Source organism: Moorella mulderi DSM 14980, assembly GCF_001594015.1.
GTDB lineage: Bacteria > Bacillota > DSM-521 > Neomoorellales > Neomoorellaceae > Neomoorella > Neomoorella mulderi.
In genome coordinates, this window is the sequence record NZ_LTBC01000015.1 from 17,247 (window position 1) to 29,435 (window position 12,189).

The window sequence follows — 12,189 nt, forward strand, 5'->3', positions numbered from 1 at the left end:
AGATGGCAGCTGATTTACATACCCATACTACGGCCTCCGACGGCCGGCTGTCACCCACTGAACTAATCAGGCTGGCGAAGACAAAAGGCTTAACGGCCCTGGGTGTTACCGACCATGATACGGTAGCCGGCCTGGCAGAAGCCCTGGCTGCCGGTAACAGTTACAGTGTCAAGGTAATTCCCGGGGTTGAGCTGAGCACCGAGGGGGAAGAAGGGGAGATCCATATCCTGGGTTATTATATCGACTGGCAAAAGGAAAGTTTGCTGGCTTTCCTGGAAACCATGCGCCAAGCGCGTTACCGGCGCACGGCCAGGATGGTAGGCCGGCTTAAAGAGCTTGGTTATGATATTAGCATGGGTGAGGTAGAGCAGGAAGTCCGGGGCGAGGCCATGGGCCGTCCCCATATCGCGGCCGTTCTAGTTCGCAAAGGTTATGTACCATCGGTAGAGTTTGCCTTCCGCACTTTGCTGGAGCGGGGCCGGCCTGCTTATGTCCCGCGGGCCAAAGTCTCACCTGCCCGGGCTGTGGAGGTAATATTAAAGGCTGGAGGGGTCCCGGTCCTGGCCCACCCGGGCTTGAGCCGGGCCGATGGTCTTATTCCTGCCCTGGTGGGCAGCGGCTTGCAGGGTATTGAAGCTTACTATCCCCACCACGATGCCGCTGCCACCGGGCGTTACCTGGAACTGGCATCCCGGTATAACCTGGTGGTAACCGGGGGGTCGGATTTCCACGGCATAGTTGAAAGCAGCCATGCCGGCCTGGGGGCCTGCCAGGTGGGCACAGCCGAACTGGAGCAATTACAGAGGCGGGCTGAAAAGATTAAAGTCCAAGCGACTAAGGTTTGACTTCCGGGCATATATTTTAAGCAAACTAATAATGAGGAGGTGGGGCCGTTGGCTGGCAATGATGCAGGCGCCCTTTACCGGCGCATTCAAGAGCTGGAAAGCAAGGTGGAACAGTTAAGGGTCAGCCGGCGTGTCCTGATGCGCCTGGTGGAAAAAAGCGAAGCCGAAAAGTGGGAACTGGTAAATCGCCTGCGCCAGGAAAAGGAACAGATCCAGCTCCGCAACCGGCGCTACGCCCGGGCCATCTGGGAAAAGAATAAAGCGCTGGTTTTGCTCACCAATAAGCTACAGGGCATATCGTTGCCCAGGGCTTGACTGATAGGAGAGGGCGATTTATACTATAATTAACTTAATAGGGAACAGGTGCCTGAAAGGTTAAAAGGGAATCAGGTGTAAATCCTGAGCGGTCGCGCCACTGTAACCGGGGAGCCTGCTTCAAGGCCACTGGTATTCTACCGGGAAGGCGAAGCCAGGCAAGGAGCCGGAGCCAGGAAACCTGCCTGTTCATTTCACCCTCGCGTTAAGGGGCCGAAAGTTAGGTTATGTAACTCCAGCTACTTCGTGGGGGGCTGGAGTTTTTATTTTAGGAGGCCATACCTTGGGATACGGGTCGTTAATCATGGTAACCGGGGGTGCCAGGAGTGGCAAAAGCCGCCTGGCCGAAGAGCTGGCTGCTGCCGGGAGTGCAAAAGTAGTCTACCTGGCCACGGCTACCGTGGGCGATGCAGAAATGGCTGCCCGGGTGGACATGCACCGGCGCCGGCGGCCGGCTGACTGGCAAACTGTAGAAGCCCCCCTGGCCGTGACGGAAGCCGTAGCCCGGGAAGGCCAGCGTGGCGGCACCACCATCATCCTTGATAGTCTGGGCATGTGGATTAGCAACCTTTTGAGCCAGGAAACAACTGAAGCAGAAGATAGCTGGGAAAAAAACACGGCTGCTATAGAAGCCATCATGGTTAAAATCAGGGAACTGGCGGCCGTAGCCCGGCAGGTACCGGCGCGGGTAATTATTGTTACTGAAGAAGTGGGAATGGGACTCATTCCTCCCTATCCCCTGGGCCGGGTTTTCCGGGACCTGCTGGGCCTGGCCAACCAGGAGATAGCCCGCCAGGCTGACCAAGTCTACCTGGTGGTAGCAGGCCTGCCTCTAGTTTTAAAGGATACTAAAGAGGACGCTACTTTCGGGGAGGAACTTCTCCGCAAATACAAAGGAAACTAAGATAAAATAAATGCTACCTGGAGGAAAAACCTTGGGGAGAGAATTACGGCGGGGTTATACCACAGGTACCTGCGCGGCAGCAGCAGCCAGGGCGGCGGCCCTGGCTTTATGGCAGAAGCAGCTGGTGAGGGAGGTTACCCTTACCCTGCCCCGGGGGGAAAAGGTAACTCTACCGGTTACTGTCCATCATGGTCCGGACTGGGCCGAAGCCGTGGTGTTTAAAGACGCCGGTGATGACCCTGACGTTACCCACGGGGCTGCCATCCATGTCCGCGCCCGGAAAACTGGCGGGGGATTGACTTTACGCGGCGGAGCTGGCGTCGGGACAGTAACCCGCCCCGGCCTGGCCATACCTCCAGGGGAACCAGCCATTAACCCTGTTCCCAGGCAAATGATTACCGCTGCAGTAGCCGATGTAACCCCGCCCGGCCAGGGCCTGGAACTGGAGATCAGTATCCCCGGTGGCGAAGAACTGGCCCGGCGGACCCTCAATCCCCGCCTGGGGATTGAGGGCGGCCTTTCTATCCTGGGCACTACCGGCATTGTCGAACCCATGTCCGAAGAGGCCTACCGTACCTCCCTGGTACCCCAGATTGATGTCGCCCTGGCTGCCGGCTGGGAAACCCTGATCTTGACACCCGGCCGCCTGGGGCAACGCCAGGCCGAGGAACGCTATCATCTACCGGCTACGGCCATTGTTTTAACCAGCAACTTTATTGGCTACATGCTGGAGGCCTGCGCCGAGCGCGGGGTGAAGCAGGTGCTCCTGTGGGGGCATGGCGGCAAGCTCATCAAGGTGGCAGGAGGTATCTTTTATACCCACAGTCGCCTGGCCGATGCCCGCCAGGAAATCCTGGCCGCCTGGGCCGCGGCGCGGGGGGCATCCCGGGAAGTAGTCCGGCAGCTTTTAGAGGTAACTACAGTTGAGGTCGCCCGGGAAATTATCGACAACCAGGGCCTGGGGAGGGAGTTCTGGGACTCCCTGGCGGCCCGGGCTAGCCAGCGGTCGGAGACCCTTGTCCGTGGAGAACTCACAGTGGGCACGGTCATGCTCAACCTGCAGGGAGAAATTATAGGCTGGGATGGGATGGCCCAGCAAATACTGGAGGCGTGGGGTCATGGGAGCTGAAGGCCGGTGGCTGACCGTCATCGGGGTTGGACCCGGCAACCAGGAATACCTGACGCCGGCGGCCCGCCGGGCTGCGGCGGCGGCCGAAGTCCTTATCGGCGGGCCCCGGGCTTTGAGCCTTTTTCAAGATTTAGAACGCGAGAAAAGGGTGATCACGGGCGACCTGGAAGGGTTACGTTCCTTTCTGTTACAAATACGCGACCGCCCGGCGGCCATCCTGGTATCGGGGGATCCAGGCTTTTACAGCCTCCTCTCGTGGCTCAAGCGCCAGTTTCCCGGAGAAAAAATTAACGTTATCCCCGGCATCAGTTCCGTCCAGCTTGCCTTTGCCCGCTTGGAGCAAGGCTGGGAAGAAGCCACTTTCTTAAGCTTCCACGGGCGCTCCCTGGAGGACCTGGAACCCTACCTGCCCGATCTGGCAGCCGGGAAGGTGAAACTGGCCATGTTGACCGGCGGGGCCAACACACCGGCAGCTATAGGTAAATACCTGTCCGACCACGGCCTGGCCGGTATAAAGTTGTGGGTGGGTACCGACCTGGGTAGCGACCAGGAGCAAACAATTTGGCTGACGGCGGCCCAACTGGCCCGGCAGCCCTTAACCAGGCCGGGGGTGGTGATAGCCGGTTATGAACCGGATTAACTGGCCCTACAGTACGCCGGGGATACCTGACCATTACTTTAGCCGCAGCCAGGTTCCACTGACGAAAGAGGAAGTCCGGATCCTTACCCTGGCCAAAGCCCGGTTGGGTCCGGGTATGAACGTTTATGATGTTGGCTCTGGAACCGGGACCCTGGCCGTTGAAGCGGCCAGGCTGGTGGCTCCGGGACAGGTCCTGGCCGTGGAGGTAGACCCGGAGGCCTGTACCCTTATCAGGGAGAATGTAAAACGTTTTGGCCTGGATAATGTCCAGGTGGTGGCCGGCAGGGCCCCGGCAGCCCTGGAGGGGTTGCCGCCGCCGGACCGGGTTTTCATCGGGGGCAGCGGTGGGCACTTAGAAGAGATTTTAAGGACCTGCCATGAAGCTTTGCGGCCGGGAGGCATTATCGTCCTCAATGCAGTAACCGTCGAAACCTTGAGTACGGCCTTGGCTTTCGGCTATCACCAGGGTTACCAGGTAGAGGCCCTGGCAACTAACCTGGCCCGCCTGGAACCGGCCGGCCGTTACCACATCTGGCGCGCCCTGAATCCGGTATATATAGTGCAGCTGGTGAAAGATGGACATTATGGACAGTAGTATACCGGGTTAATAATTGCGGTTGATTACTGAATACCATCAAATGGTGGCATGGTGGGATAAGGAGTGGAGGCTTTTGGTGAGTGGAACCCTCTATGGCCTCGGGGTTGGACCGGGAGACCCTGACCTGTTAACCCTGAAGGCTAAAGCCATTTTAGAACAGGTACCGGTCCTGGCGGTACCGGTTTCCCAGCGGGGCGAGGAAAGCCTGGCCCTGCAGGTGGTCCGGCCCTTTCTCCGGCCTGAGCAGAAAATACTAAATCTTTTCATGCCTATGACCCATGACCGGGCTTACCTGGAACGTTCCTGGGATGCAGCAGCGGCAGAACTTTTGAAAAACCTTTCAGCAGGCCAGGATATCGCCTTCCTGACCCTGGGGGATGCTTCCCTTTACAGCACCTATAGTTACTTAATGCAACGCTTACAAAAACTCAACCCGGATTTAAAGATTGTTACCGTTCCCGGGATCACTTCCTTTGCTGCGGCTGCTGCCAGTTTGAATGTACCCCTGGCGGTAGGGGACGAACCCCTGGCCATCATCCCGGCCCTCAAGGACCCGGCTAAATTAAAAGAATACCTCTCCCTTTTCCCCAATCTAGTCTTAATGAAAGTCGCCCGCCATTATGACGCCATCGTTACAGTTCTGGAGGAGGCAGGCGTAGCCGGGCAATCGTTCCTGGCCAGCCGCTGCGGCCAGCCAGGGGAGAGCTTTAGCCAGGACCTTGTAGCCGAAAAGGGCAAGAAACAGGATTATTTGTCGTTAATTATAGTCAAAGGCACCACCAACAAGGGTGATTGTTAACAGACAAGAGATAGAAAAGCTTCGGCGGCGATTATGGGTGGGGATATGTCCCCACCAGAAGGCACCATTTTTAGCAGAACGCTATTTTGGGAGGAGCGGGGCAGGCATGAAGGTTTACTTTGTCGGGGCCGGACCGGGAGACCCGGAGTTAATTACCGTCAAGGGGCGCCGTCTTTTAGAAGAAGCAGGGGTCATTATCTATGCCGGCTCCCTGGTTAACCCGGAAATTTTAAAGTATGCGCCACCGGGAGCAAAGCTGTATAACAGCGCTTCCCTTACCCTGGAAGAGGTCCTGGCCATCATGCAGGAGGCTGTGGCCAGAGGCGAAAAGGTGGTCCGCCTCCATACGGGCGATCCTTCCCTGTACGGGGCTATCCAGGAGCAGATGGACGCCCTGGAGAGGCTGGGAATACCTTATGAGATAGTGCCCGGCGTCAGCTCCTTTGCGGCGGCAGCTGCCACCGTAAGGAGGGAATTTACCCTGCCGGGGATAAGCCAGACATTAATTCTCACCCGGCGGGCCGGCCGGACCCCGGTACCCGAAGGGGAAAGCCTGCCTGATTTGAGCCGCCACCGCGCCAGCCTGTGCCTTTTCCTTAGCAGCCAGGACCTGGCGGCGGCAACCGCCGAGCTGGCCCGGGGGTATGGAGAAAATACGCCGGCAGCCATAGTCTATAAAGCCTCCTGGCCGGAAGAAAAGGTTATCCATGGTACGCTGGGGGATATTGCCGCTAGAAGCAGGGAGGCGGGCATTGACCGGACGGCCCTGCTCCTGGTTGGCGATTTCCTGGCCGGCAGCTACCAGCGCTCCTGCCTGTATGACCCGGCCTTTAGCCATGGCTACCGCGAGGCTAAGGCATCCCATGGCTAAAGGACAGGGAATAGCCATTGTCACCCTGACCCGGCCGGGTTTACAGACGGCCCTGCAACTGGCCCACTCTTTATCAGAGGGGACTACTATCTTTATCCCGGCCGGCCTGGCTCCTTCGGTAAGGCCTGAGATATGGGACCAGCTCATAGTAGTGTCCTATTCAGGGCCGTTATCACCATTCCTAGGGCAGATTTTTCACCAGTACCGTGGGTTAATCCTGGTCATGGCCGCCGGTATTGCCGTGCGGGCTTTGAGCCCCCACCTTGTTTCCAAAAAAGCAGACCCGGCCGTGGTGGTGGTGGACGTGGGAGGTAAATACGCCATCAGCCTCCTCTCCGGCCACCTGGGCGGGGCCAATGAACTGGCCCGGAGAGTAGCTTCTCTGCTGGGTGGCCAGGCGGTTGTTACCACCGCCAGCGAAGTACAGGGGCTACCACCCCTGGACCTGGTGGCCCGGGAGTTAAATATGAGTGTCTGGCCGGCAGCTGGCTTTACCAAAGTGATGGCGGCCCTGGTCAATGGCGAGACAGTTGAGCTGCTGGTAGAAAAGCCTTTACTCAAGTTCCTGGAGGAGGCCCTGCCTTCCTTGCGACCCCGTCTCCTCACGGGCTGCCCCGCAGGAGGGGAAGGCAGGGCGGGGATCATGGTTACCTGGCGTCGCTTGCCCCTGCCTGGTCCCCGGTGGGTTTACTGGCGGCCCCGGGTGATCAGCGCCGGTATCGGCTGCCGCCGCGGCGTACCTGCCGGGACAATCCTCTACGCCCTGGGCCTGGCCCTGCGGGAAGCGGGCCTCAGCCGCCGGAGCCTGGCAGCCCTGGCCAGCGTTGATTTTAAGGGAGAGGAACCGGGCCTGCAAAGGGCAGCCGGCCGCCTTGGTCTCCAGTTGCTTACCTTTACTCCCTGGCAGCTGGCGGCCTGTATGGAACGTAACCCCCATTTGCATCGTTCGGAAAGGGTTAACCGGTACATTGGCATCCCCGGCGTTTGTGAGCCGGCGGCAATTCTGGCTGCAGGAGAGGGGGAATTAATATGGCCCAAAATGAGTTACCGGGGGGTGACTGTAGCCCTGGCCCGGGCGAAATAATGGTCATTGGCCTGGGGCCGGGCCGGGAGGAAGAAATGACGCCCCGGGCCCGGCAGGCTCTGGCCCGGGCGGAAGTAATAGTCGGTTACCGCACTTATATTGATTTAATAGCTTCCCTGGTGGCCGGGCGGGAAGTAGTGGTTACCGGCATGACGGGGGAAGTAGCCCGGTGCCGGGAAGCCGTCGCCCGGGCGGCTGCCGGGGCCCGCGTGGCCGTTATTTCCAGCGGCGATCCCGGTGTCTACGGTATGGCCGGGTTGATCCTGGAAGTCCTGGCCGAACACCCCCGGGGGAAAGAAATAGCGGTAAGCATTATTCCCGGGGTGACGGCAGCCACTGCCGCGGCAGCTACCCTGGGAGCGCCCCTGATGCATGACTTTGCCGTCATCAGCTTAAGTGACCGTTTGACCCCCTGGGAGGTTATAGCCAGACGCCTCGAGCTCGCAGCAGCGGCCGATTTCGTCCTGGTCCTGTACAATCCCCGCAGCCACGGTCGTCCCGATCACCTCCGCCGCGCCCGGGATATTGTTCTTCAGTACCGCCAGCCATCTACCCCGGTAGGGGTGGTACGGAACGCCGGCCGGGAGGGAGAAGAAGCCTGGATCCGCGACCTGGCCACTTTCCTGGAACTACCGGTAGATATGGTCAGCACGGTCATCATTGGCAACAGCCAGACCAGGGTGCTGGATGGACGCCTGGTGACACCCCGGGGGTACCGGCTGTGATCCTGGTACTGGCCGGTACGGCTGACGCCAGGGAGGTTATCGGCACTTTAAAGGCAGGAGGCTACCGGGTGGCAGCCAGCGCTGTTACGGCATACGGTGCCAGGCTGGCCAGGGAGGCCGGAGCCGATACGGTCCAGGAAGGGCCCCTGGGAGGAGAAGATTTGCTGGCCTTTTTAAAGGACCAGGGCATCAGGGCAGTTATTGATGCCACCCATCCCTTTGCCACCACTATTACCGGTGCAGCCCGGCAGGCCTGCCAGAACCTGGGGTTGCCCTATTTCCGTTACCGCCGGCCGGAAGTTAAATTGCCTTCCCACCCGAACCTGCTGCTGGCCGGTAGTTTAGAGGAAGCGGCGGAACTGGCTTCCCGGGGACAGGTAATATTTCTAACCACCGGCACCCGCCATCTGGAATACTTTACTACCGCGCCGGCCCTGGCCGGCAAGAGGCTCGTTGTCCGGGTACTGCCGGAGGAGGCTTCCCTGGCCAGGTGCCGCCAGCTGGGTATCTGGCCGGGGGATATTGTAGCCATCCAGGGCCCCTGCAGTTATGAGTTAAACCAGGCCCTTTACCGGCAGTTCAAGGCCGATGTAGTTGTAACCAAGGACAGCGGCACCACCGGTGGGGTGGTCGAGAAAATCCAGGCCGCCCTGGACCTGGGGCTAACGGTTGTCGTCCTCCGTCGCCCGCCGGAGCCTGACAGCTTGCCGCTGGAAGATATCATCCCTTTGCTGGGAGAAGCGCTGGGGAGATAAGGAGAGGGTAATAATGGGCACAGGTATTATTTTACTGGGCCATGGCAGCCGCATACCGGAGGCCAATGAGCACCTGAAGCTCCTGGCGGCCCAGGTAAGGGAGTTGCTGGGGGGTATCCGGGTAGAACCCTGCTATATGATGCGTACCCACCCGGACCTCATGGAAGGGATAACCATGCTGGTCGAAGCAGGCCTGCAGAAAATTATTGTCGTACCAATGTTCTTCTGCAATGGCCTTCATGTCCAGCGGGATATTCCCGAGCAACTGGAGATAGCCAGGAAACGTTTTCCGGACATTGAATTGATCTATGGTACCAACCTCGGTGCCGACCGTAGAATCGCCGAGGTTATTGTAGAACGTATCCAGGAGGTGGCCCCCGGTGTCGTTTATACATGATCCCCGGGCCATTGAGGCCCATAGCCGGGAGATAATAGCTGCCCGGGTGGGGGATTTGGGCCTGGGGCGCGGGGAAAGGGCCATTGTAACCAGGATCATCCATGCCACCGGGGACCTGGATTATGCCCGGCTGGTAGTCATTCACCCCCGGCTGGTCCAGGCAGCAACGACAGCCCTGCGCCAGGGGGCGGATATTATCACCGATATAGAAATGGTACGCCAGGGGATCAGCAGCCAGATGCTTGCCCGGGGCGGCGGCCGGGTAATATGTGCCATCCGGGAAAAAGAGGTCATCAACGCAGCTGCAGCCCGGGGGGTGACCAGGGCCATGGTGGCCATGGAATACCTGGCGCCCCGGATGGCGGGAGCCCTTGTGGCCATAGGCAATGCCCCCACGGCCCTTTTTCGCCTGCTGGAGTTAATGGCCGCCGGCCTGGCAGCGCCGGCAGCCATAATCGGCACTCCCGTGGGTTTTGTGGGAGCGGCGGAAGCCAAAGCAGCCCTGGAAACAGCCGGCATACCCTTTGTTACCGTCCGGGGAACCAGGGGTGGGAGCACAGTGGCGGTTGCTGCTGTCAATGCCCTGCTGCACCTGGCCTGGGAGGGGGAAGGTGACAATTAATGGCCAGGGCAATTATGCTCCAGGGAACCAGTTCCAATGTCGGCAAGAGTGTCCTGGCGGCAGCCCTGTGCCGGATTTTTTACCGGGCCGGTTACCGGGTTGCTCCCTTTAAATCCCAGAACATGGCCCTTAACTCCGGCGCTACTCCGGACGGTGGCGAAATGGGGCGCGCCCAGCTGGTACAGGCATATGCTGCCGGGGTGCAGCCGCGGGTGGAAATGAACCCGGTCTTGCTTAAACCCACGGCCCACGCCCGCTCCCAGGTAATCCTCCTGGGAAGGCCGGTAGGCAACCTGGGGGCCAGGGAATATCATGGTCACTTTAACCAGGAGCTCTGGCAACATGTAGAGGCGGCTTACGCCACCCTGGCCAGGGAATTTGAGGTTATTGTCATTGAAGGCGCCGGCAGCCCGGCCGAGGTCAATCTTAAAGCCCGGGAAATAGCCAATATGCGGGTAGCCAAAATGGCCGGGGCCCCGGTGCTCCTGGTGGCCGATATTGACCGCGGCGGCGCCCTGGCGGCCATTGTCGGGACCCTGGAACTCCTCGACCCCGACGAGAGGGAACTGGTAGCCGGGTTGATTATTAACAAATTCCGGGGTGACCTGGATTTGCTGCAACCAGCCCTGGATTTTCTGGAAAGGAAAACCGGCAAGCCGGTCCTGGGGGTTATACCCTTTCTGGCCCACGGCCTGCCGGAAGAAGATTCCGTGGTCCTGGAGCAGGCAGCTGGCCGGCCTACGGCTGCCGGTGAGGTGGAAATAGCCGTAATTAAACTCCCGTGTATTGCCAACTTTACCGACTTTGATGCCCTGGAACGGGAAGACGGCGTTAACCTGCGCTATATAGAGGATAAAGAAGCCCTCGGACAACCGGATCTCATCATCCTGCCGGGCAGTAAAAATACTATAGGCGACCTTTTATGGCTGCGGCAGCGAGGCCTGGAGGAGGCCATCAAAGACCTGGTGGGCAGGGGGACCCCGGTGGTCGGCATTTGTGGCGGCTACCAGATGCTGGGCCGGGAGATTGCCGACCCCGGCCATGTGGAGACAGACCGCGACGGCATCGCCGGGCTGGGCCTCTTACCGGTGCGGACGGTATTTCAACCAACCAAGGCCACCAACCTGGTGCAGGGACGGGTAACGGGTACGGGGCCCTTCCTGGGACCTTTGCAGGGCCTGGAAGTAAAAGGGTACGAGATTCATATGGGGGCCAGTTACCTGGTAGAAGGCCAGCCGGCCTTTAAAATTACCCGGCGCGGGAATAACCCGGTCGACATTGACGACGGGGCTCTAAGCCCTGATGGACTTATCTGGGGTACTTATATCCATGGTATCTGGGATAACGATCCCTTCCGCCACCAGGTACTGGCCGCCTTAAGGGCCAGGCGCGGCCTGCCAGCCAGGGAGAGCGGCCTGGACTTTGCCGCTGACCAGGAGCGCCGTTTTGATGCCCTGGCCACGGTGGTAGCCAGGCACTTAGATCTAAAACGCCTGGCGGCGATTATGGGGCTGGATCGCCCCCTGGCGGGTGACGGCCTTGGGGCCTAGCGTCCTTTTGCTGGTCCTGGCCTTGCTCCTGGACCTGGCGGTGGGGGACCCGCCCTGGCTCCCGCACCCGACCCGGGTCATGGGGGCGGGTATTGGTGCTTTGGAAAAACTTTTCTGGCGGCCAAATGCTTCCCGGGGTTACCTGTTAGCAATGGGTGGTATGATAGTCATTTGCATAGTTGGGGCCAGCTGGACCATCACCTGGGGGTTGCTGGCAGTAGCCAGCCGGATTAATTACTGGGTGGAGGTATTGCTGGCCGGGTGGCTGCTGGCTACAACCATTGCCCCCCGGGGCCTGGCCGGAGCGGCCTTAGGGATTGGTCATTCCCTGGCGGTAGGTGACTTGCTGCGGGCCAGGCAGCAGGTGGGTTACATTGTCGGCCGGGATACAGCTAACCTTTCGGAAGGAGAAGTGGTCCGGGCGACGGTAGAAACTGTAGCCGAGAATACCAGCGACGGCGTTATTGCTCCCCTTTTCTATTTTTTCCTGGGCGGGGTGCCCCTGGCCATGGCCTACCGGGCCGTTAACACCCTGGATTCCATGCTGGGTTACAAAAACGACCGTTACCTTTTTTTCGGCCGGGCGGCGGCCCGGCTGGACGATCTGGCCAATTATCTTCCCGCCAGGCTAACGGGAATAGCCTTATGCGTGGCGGCCGCCCTGTTGGGCTATGGCTGGCGGGCCTGGACGATTATGCTGCGCGATGCCCGCAGGCACCCCAGCCCCAACAGCGGTTTCCCGGAGGCAGCGGTAGCCGGTGCCCTGGGGGTGCAGCTCGGAGGCCTCAATTACTACCAGGGGATACCTTCCCGGCGCCCCTTGATCGGTGAAGCCCGGCAGGGCTTGAGGAAGGAACATATCTGGCAGGCTGTTTACCTCATGGTTGGAGCAACGGTAATAGCTGCCCTGGCTGGCGGATTAATCCTGGCCCTTAAGGGGAACTGGTATTAAAAA

At 59.7% G+C, this 12,189-nt stretch carries 15 protein-coding genes and 1 riboswitch; all 15 genes read left to right on the forward strand.

Going from position 1 to position 12,189, the window contains the following annotated elements; all coding sequences use genetic code 11:
* Positions 1-2: 2 nt before the first annotated feature.
* Entirely contained in the window at positions 3-845 is an 843-nt protein-coding gene (locus tag MOMUL_RS12830) for a PHP domain-containing protein (protein WP_062285397.1), read from the forward strand.
* A 48-nt stretch (positions 846-893) separates the two neighbouring features.
* The gene (locus tag MOMUL_RS12835; protein WP_062285399.1) at positions 894-1,160 is read left to right on the forward strand and encodes a hypothetical protein; all 267 of its coding nucleotides are present in this window, start codon (positions 894-896) and stop codon (positions 1,158-1,160) included.
* Between the two features lie 29 nt (positions 1,161-1,189).
* Positions 1,190-1,363, forward strand: a riboswitch (cobalamin riboswitch).
* 80 nt (positions 1,364-1,443) lie between these two features.
* Positions 1,444-2,064, forward strand: a complete 621-nt coding sequence (gene cobU / locus MOMUL_RS12840; protein ID WP_153018402.1) for a bifunctional adenosylcobinamide kinase/adenosylcobinamide-phosphate guanylyltransferase — start codon at positions 1,444-1,446, stop codon at positions 2,062-2,064.
* Between the two features lie 10 nt (positions 2,065-2,074).
* Positions 2,075-3,193: a cobalt-precorrin-5B (C(1))-methyltransferase CbiD gene (cbiD, locus tag MOMUL_RS12845; protein ID WP_062285401.1), complete on the forward strand. Its 1,119-nt coding sequence runs from the start codon at positions 2,075-2,077 to the stop codon at positions 3,191-3,193.
* On the forward strand, positions 3,183-3,833 hold the full coding sequence (gene cbiE / locus MOMUL_RS12850) for a precorrin-6y C5,15-methyltransferase (decarboxylating) subunit CbiE (RefSeq protein WP_062285403.1): 651 nt from the start codon (positions 3,183-3,185) through the stop codon (positions 3,831-3,833). The genes cbiD and cbiE overlap by 11 nt, the downstream gene beginning before the upstream one ends.
* A complete protein-coding gene (gene cbiT, locus MOMUL_RS12855) occupies positions 3,820-4,428 on the forward strand; it encodes a precorrin-6Y C5,15-methyltransferase (decarboxylating) subunit CbiT (RefSeq protein WP_062285405.1) in 609 nt (202 codons plus the stop codon). The genes cbiE and cbiT overlap by 14 nt, the downstream gene beginning before the upstream one ends.
* Positions 4,429-4,507: 79 nt before the next feature.
* Complete coding sequence (gene cobI, locus MOMUL_RS12860) at positions 4,508-5,230, forward strand: precorrin-2 C(20)-methyltransferase (protein ID WP_062285494.1); 723 nt, start codon at positions 4,508-4,510, stop codon at positions 5,228-5,230.
* 106 nt (positions 5,231-5,336) lie between these two features.
* Complete coding sequence (cobM, locus tag MOMUL_RS12865; RefSeq protein ID WP_062285408.1) at positions 5,337-6,101, forward strand: precorrin-4 C(11)-methyltransferase; 765 nt, start codon at positions 5,337-5,339, stop codon at positions 6,099-6,101.
* The gene (locus tag MOMUL_RS12870; protein WP_062285412.1) at positions 6,094-7,185 is read left to right on the forward strand and encodes a cobalt-precorrin 5A hydrolase; all 1,092 of its coding nucleotides are present in this window, start codon (positions 6,094-6,096) and stop codon (positions 7,183-7,185) included. The genes cobM and MOMUL_RS12870 overlap by 8 nt, the downstream gene beginning before the upstream one ends.
* Positions 7,185-7,910 (forward strand): precorrin-3B C(17)-methyltransferase, encoded by a 726-nt coding sequence (gene cobJ / locus MOMUL_RS12875; protein ID WP_062285496.1) that lies wholly within the window; start codon positions 7,185-7,187, stop codon positions 7,908-7,910. Before MOMUL_RS12870 ends, cobJ begins: the two co-directional genes overlap by 1 nt.
* Positions 7,907-8,665: a precorrin-6A reductase gene (gene cobK, locus MOMUL_RS12880; protein WP_062285414.1), complete on the forward strand. Its 759-nt coding sequence runs from the start codon at positions 7,907-7,909 to the stop codon at positions 8,663-8,665. The genes cobJ and cobK overlap by 4 nt, the downstream gene beginning before the upstream one ends.
* Positions 8,666-8,678: 13 nt before the next feature.
* Positions 8,679-9,062: a sirohydrochlorin chelatase gene (locus MOMUL_RS12885; protein WP_062285416.1), complete on the forward strand. Its 384-nt coding sequence runs from the start codon at positions 8,679-8,681 to the stop codon at positions 9,060-9,062.
* Positions 9,046-9,684 (forward strand): precorrin-8X methylmutase, encoded by a 639-nt coding sequence (locus tag MOMUL_RS12890; protein ID WP_062285419.1) that lies wholly within the window; start codon positions 9,046-9,048, stop codon positions 9,682-9,684. Before MOMUL_RS12885 ends, MOMUL_RS12890 begins: the two co-directional genes overlap by 17 nt.
* Positions 9,684-11,234 carry a cobyric acid synthase gene (locus tag MOMUL_RS12895; protein WP_062285420.1) on the forward strand — a complete coding sequence of 517 codons (1,551 nt, stop codon included), beginning with the start codon at positions 9,684-9,686 and terminating at the stop codon, positions 11,232-11,234. Before MOMUL_RS12890 ends, MOMUL_RS12895 begins: the two co-directional genes overlap by 1 nt.
* Positions 11,215-12,186 carry an adenosylcobinamide-phosphate synthase CbiB gene (gene cbiB / locus MOMUL_RS12900; RefSeq protein ID WP_236713113.1) on the forward strand — a complete coding sequence of 324 codons (972 nt, stop codon included), beginning with the start codon at positions 11,215-11,217 and terminating at the stop codon, positions 12,184-12,186. Before MOMUL_RS12895 ends, cbiB begins: the two co-directional genes overlap by 20 nt.
* The last annotated feature ends 3 nt before the right edge of the window (positions 12,187-12,189 follow it).

Bases quoted from the DNA above. Each gene is read 5' to 3' on its own strand.
- MOMUL_RS12830 (WP_062285397.1), top strand. From the start codon at position 3: ATGGCAGCTGATTTACATACCCATACTACGGCCTCCGACGGCCGGCTG.
- cbiD (WP_062285401.1), top strand. From the start codon at position 2,075: ATGCTACCTGGAGGAAAAACCTTGGGGAGAGAATTACGGCGGGGTTAT.
- cbiE (WP_062285403.1), top strand. From the start codon at position 3,183: ATGGGAGCTGAAGGCCGGTGGCTGACCGTCATCGGGGTTGGACCCGGC.
- cbiT (WP_062285405.1), top strand. From the start codon at position 3,820: ATGAACCGGATTAACTGGCCCTACAGTACGCCGGGGATACCTGACCAT.
- cobM (WP_062285408.1), top strand. From the start codon at position 5,337: ATGAAGGTTTACTTTGTCGGGGCCGGACCGGGAGACCCGGAGTTAATT.
- MOMUL_RS12870 (WP_062285412.1), top strand. From the start codon at position 6,094: ATGGCTAAAGGACAGGGAATAGCCATTGTCACCCTGACCCGGCCGGGT.
- cobJ (WP_062285496.1), top strand. From the start codon at position 7,185: ATGGTCATTGGCCTGGGGCCGGGCCGGGAGGAAGAAATGACGCCCCGG.
- MOMUL_RS12885 (WP_062285416.1), top strand. From the start codon at position 8,679: ATGGGCACAGGTATTATTTTACTGGGCCATGGCAGCCGCATACCGGAG.
- MOMUL_RS12895 (WP_062285420.1), top strand. From the start codon at position 9,684: ATGGCCAGGGCAATTATGCTCCAGGGAACCAGTTCCAATGTCGGCAAG.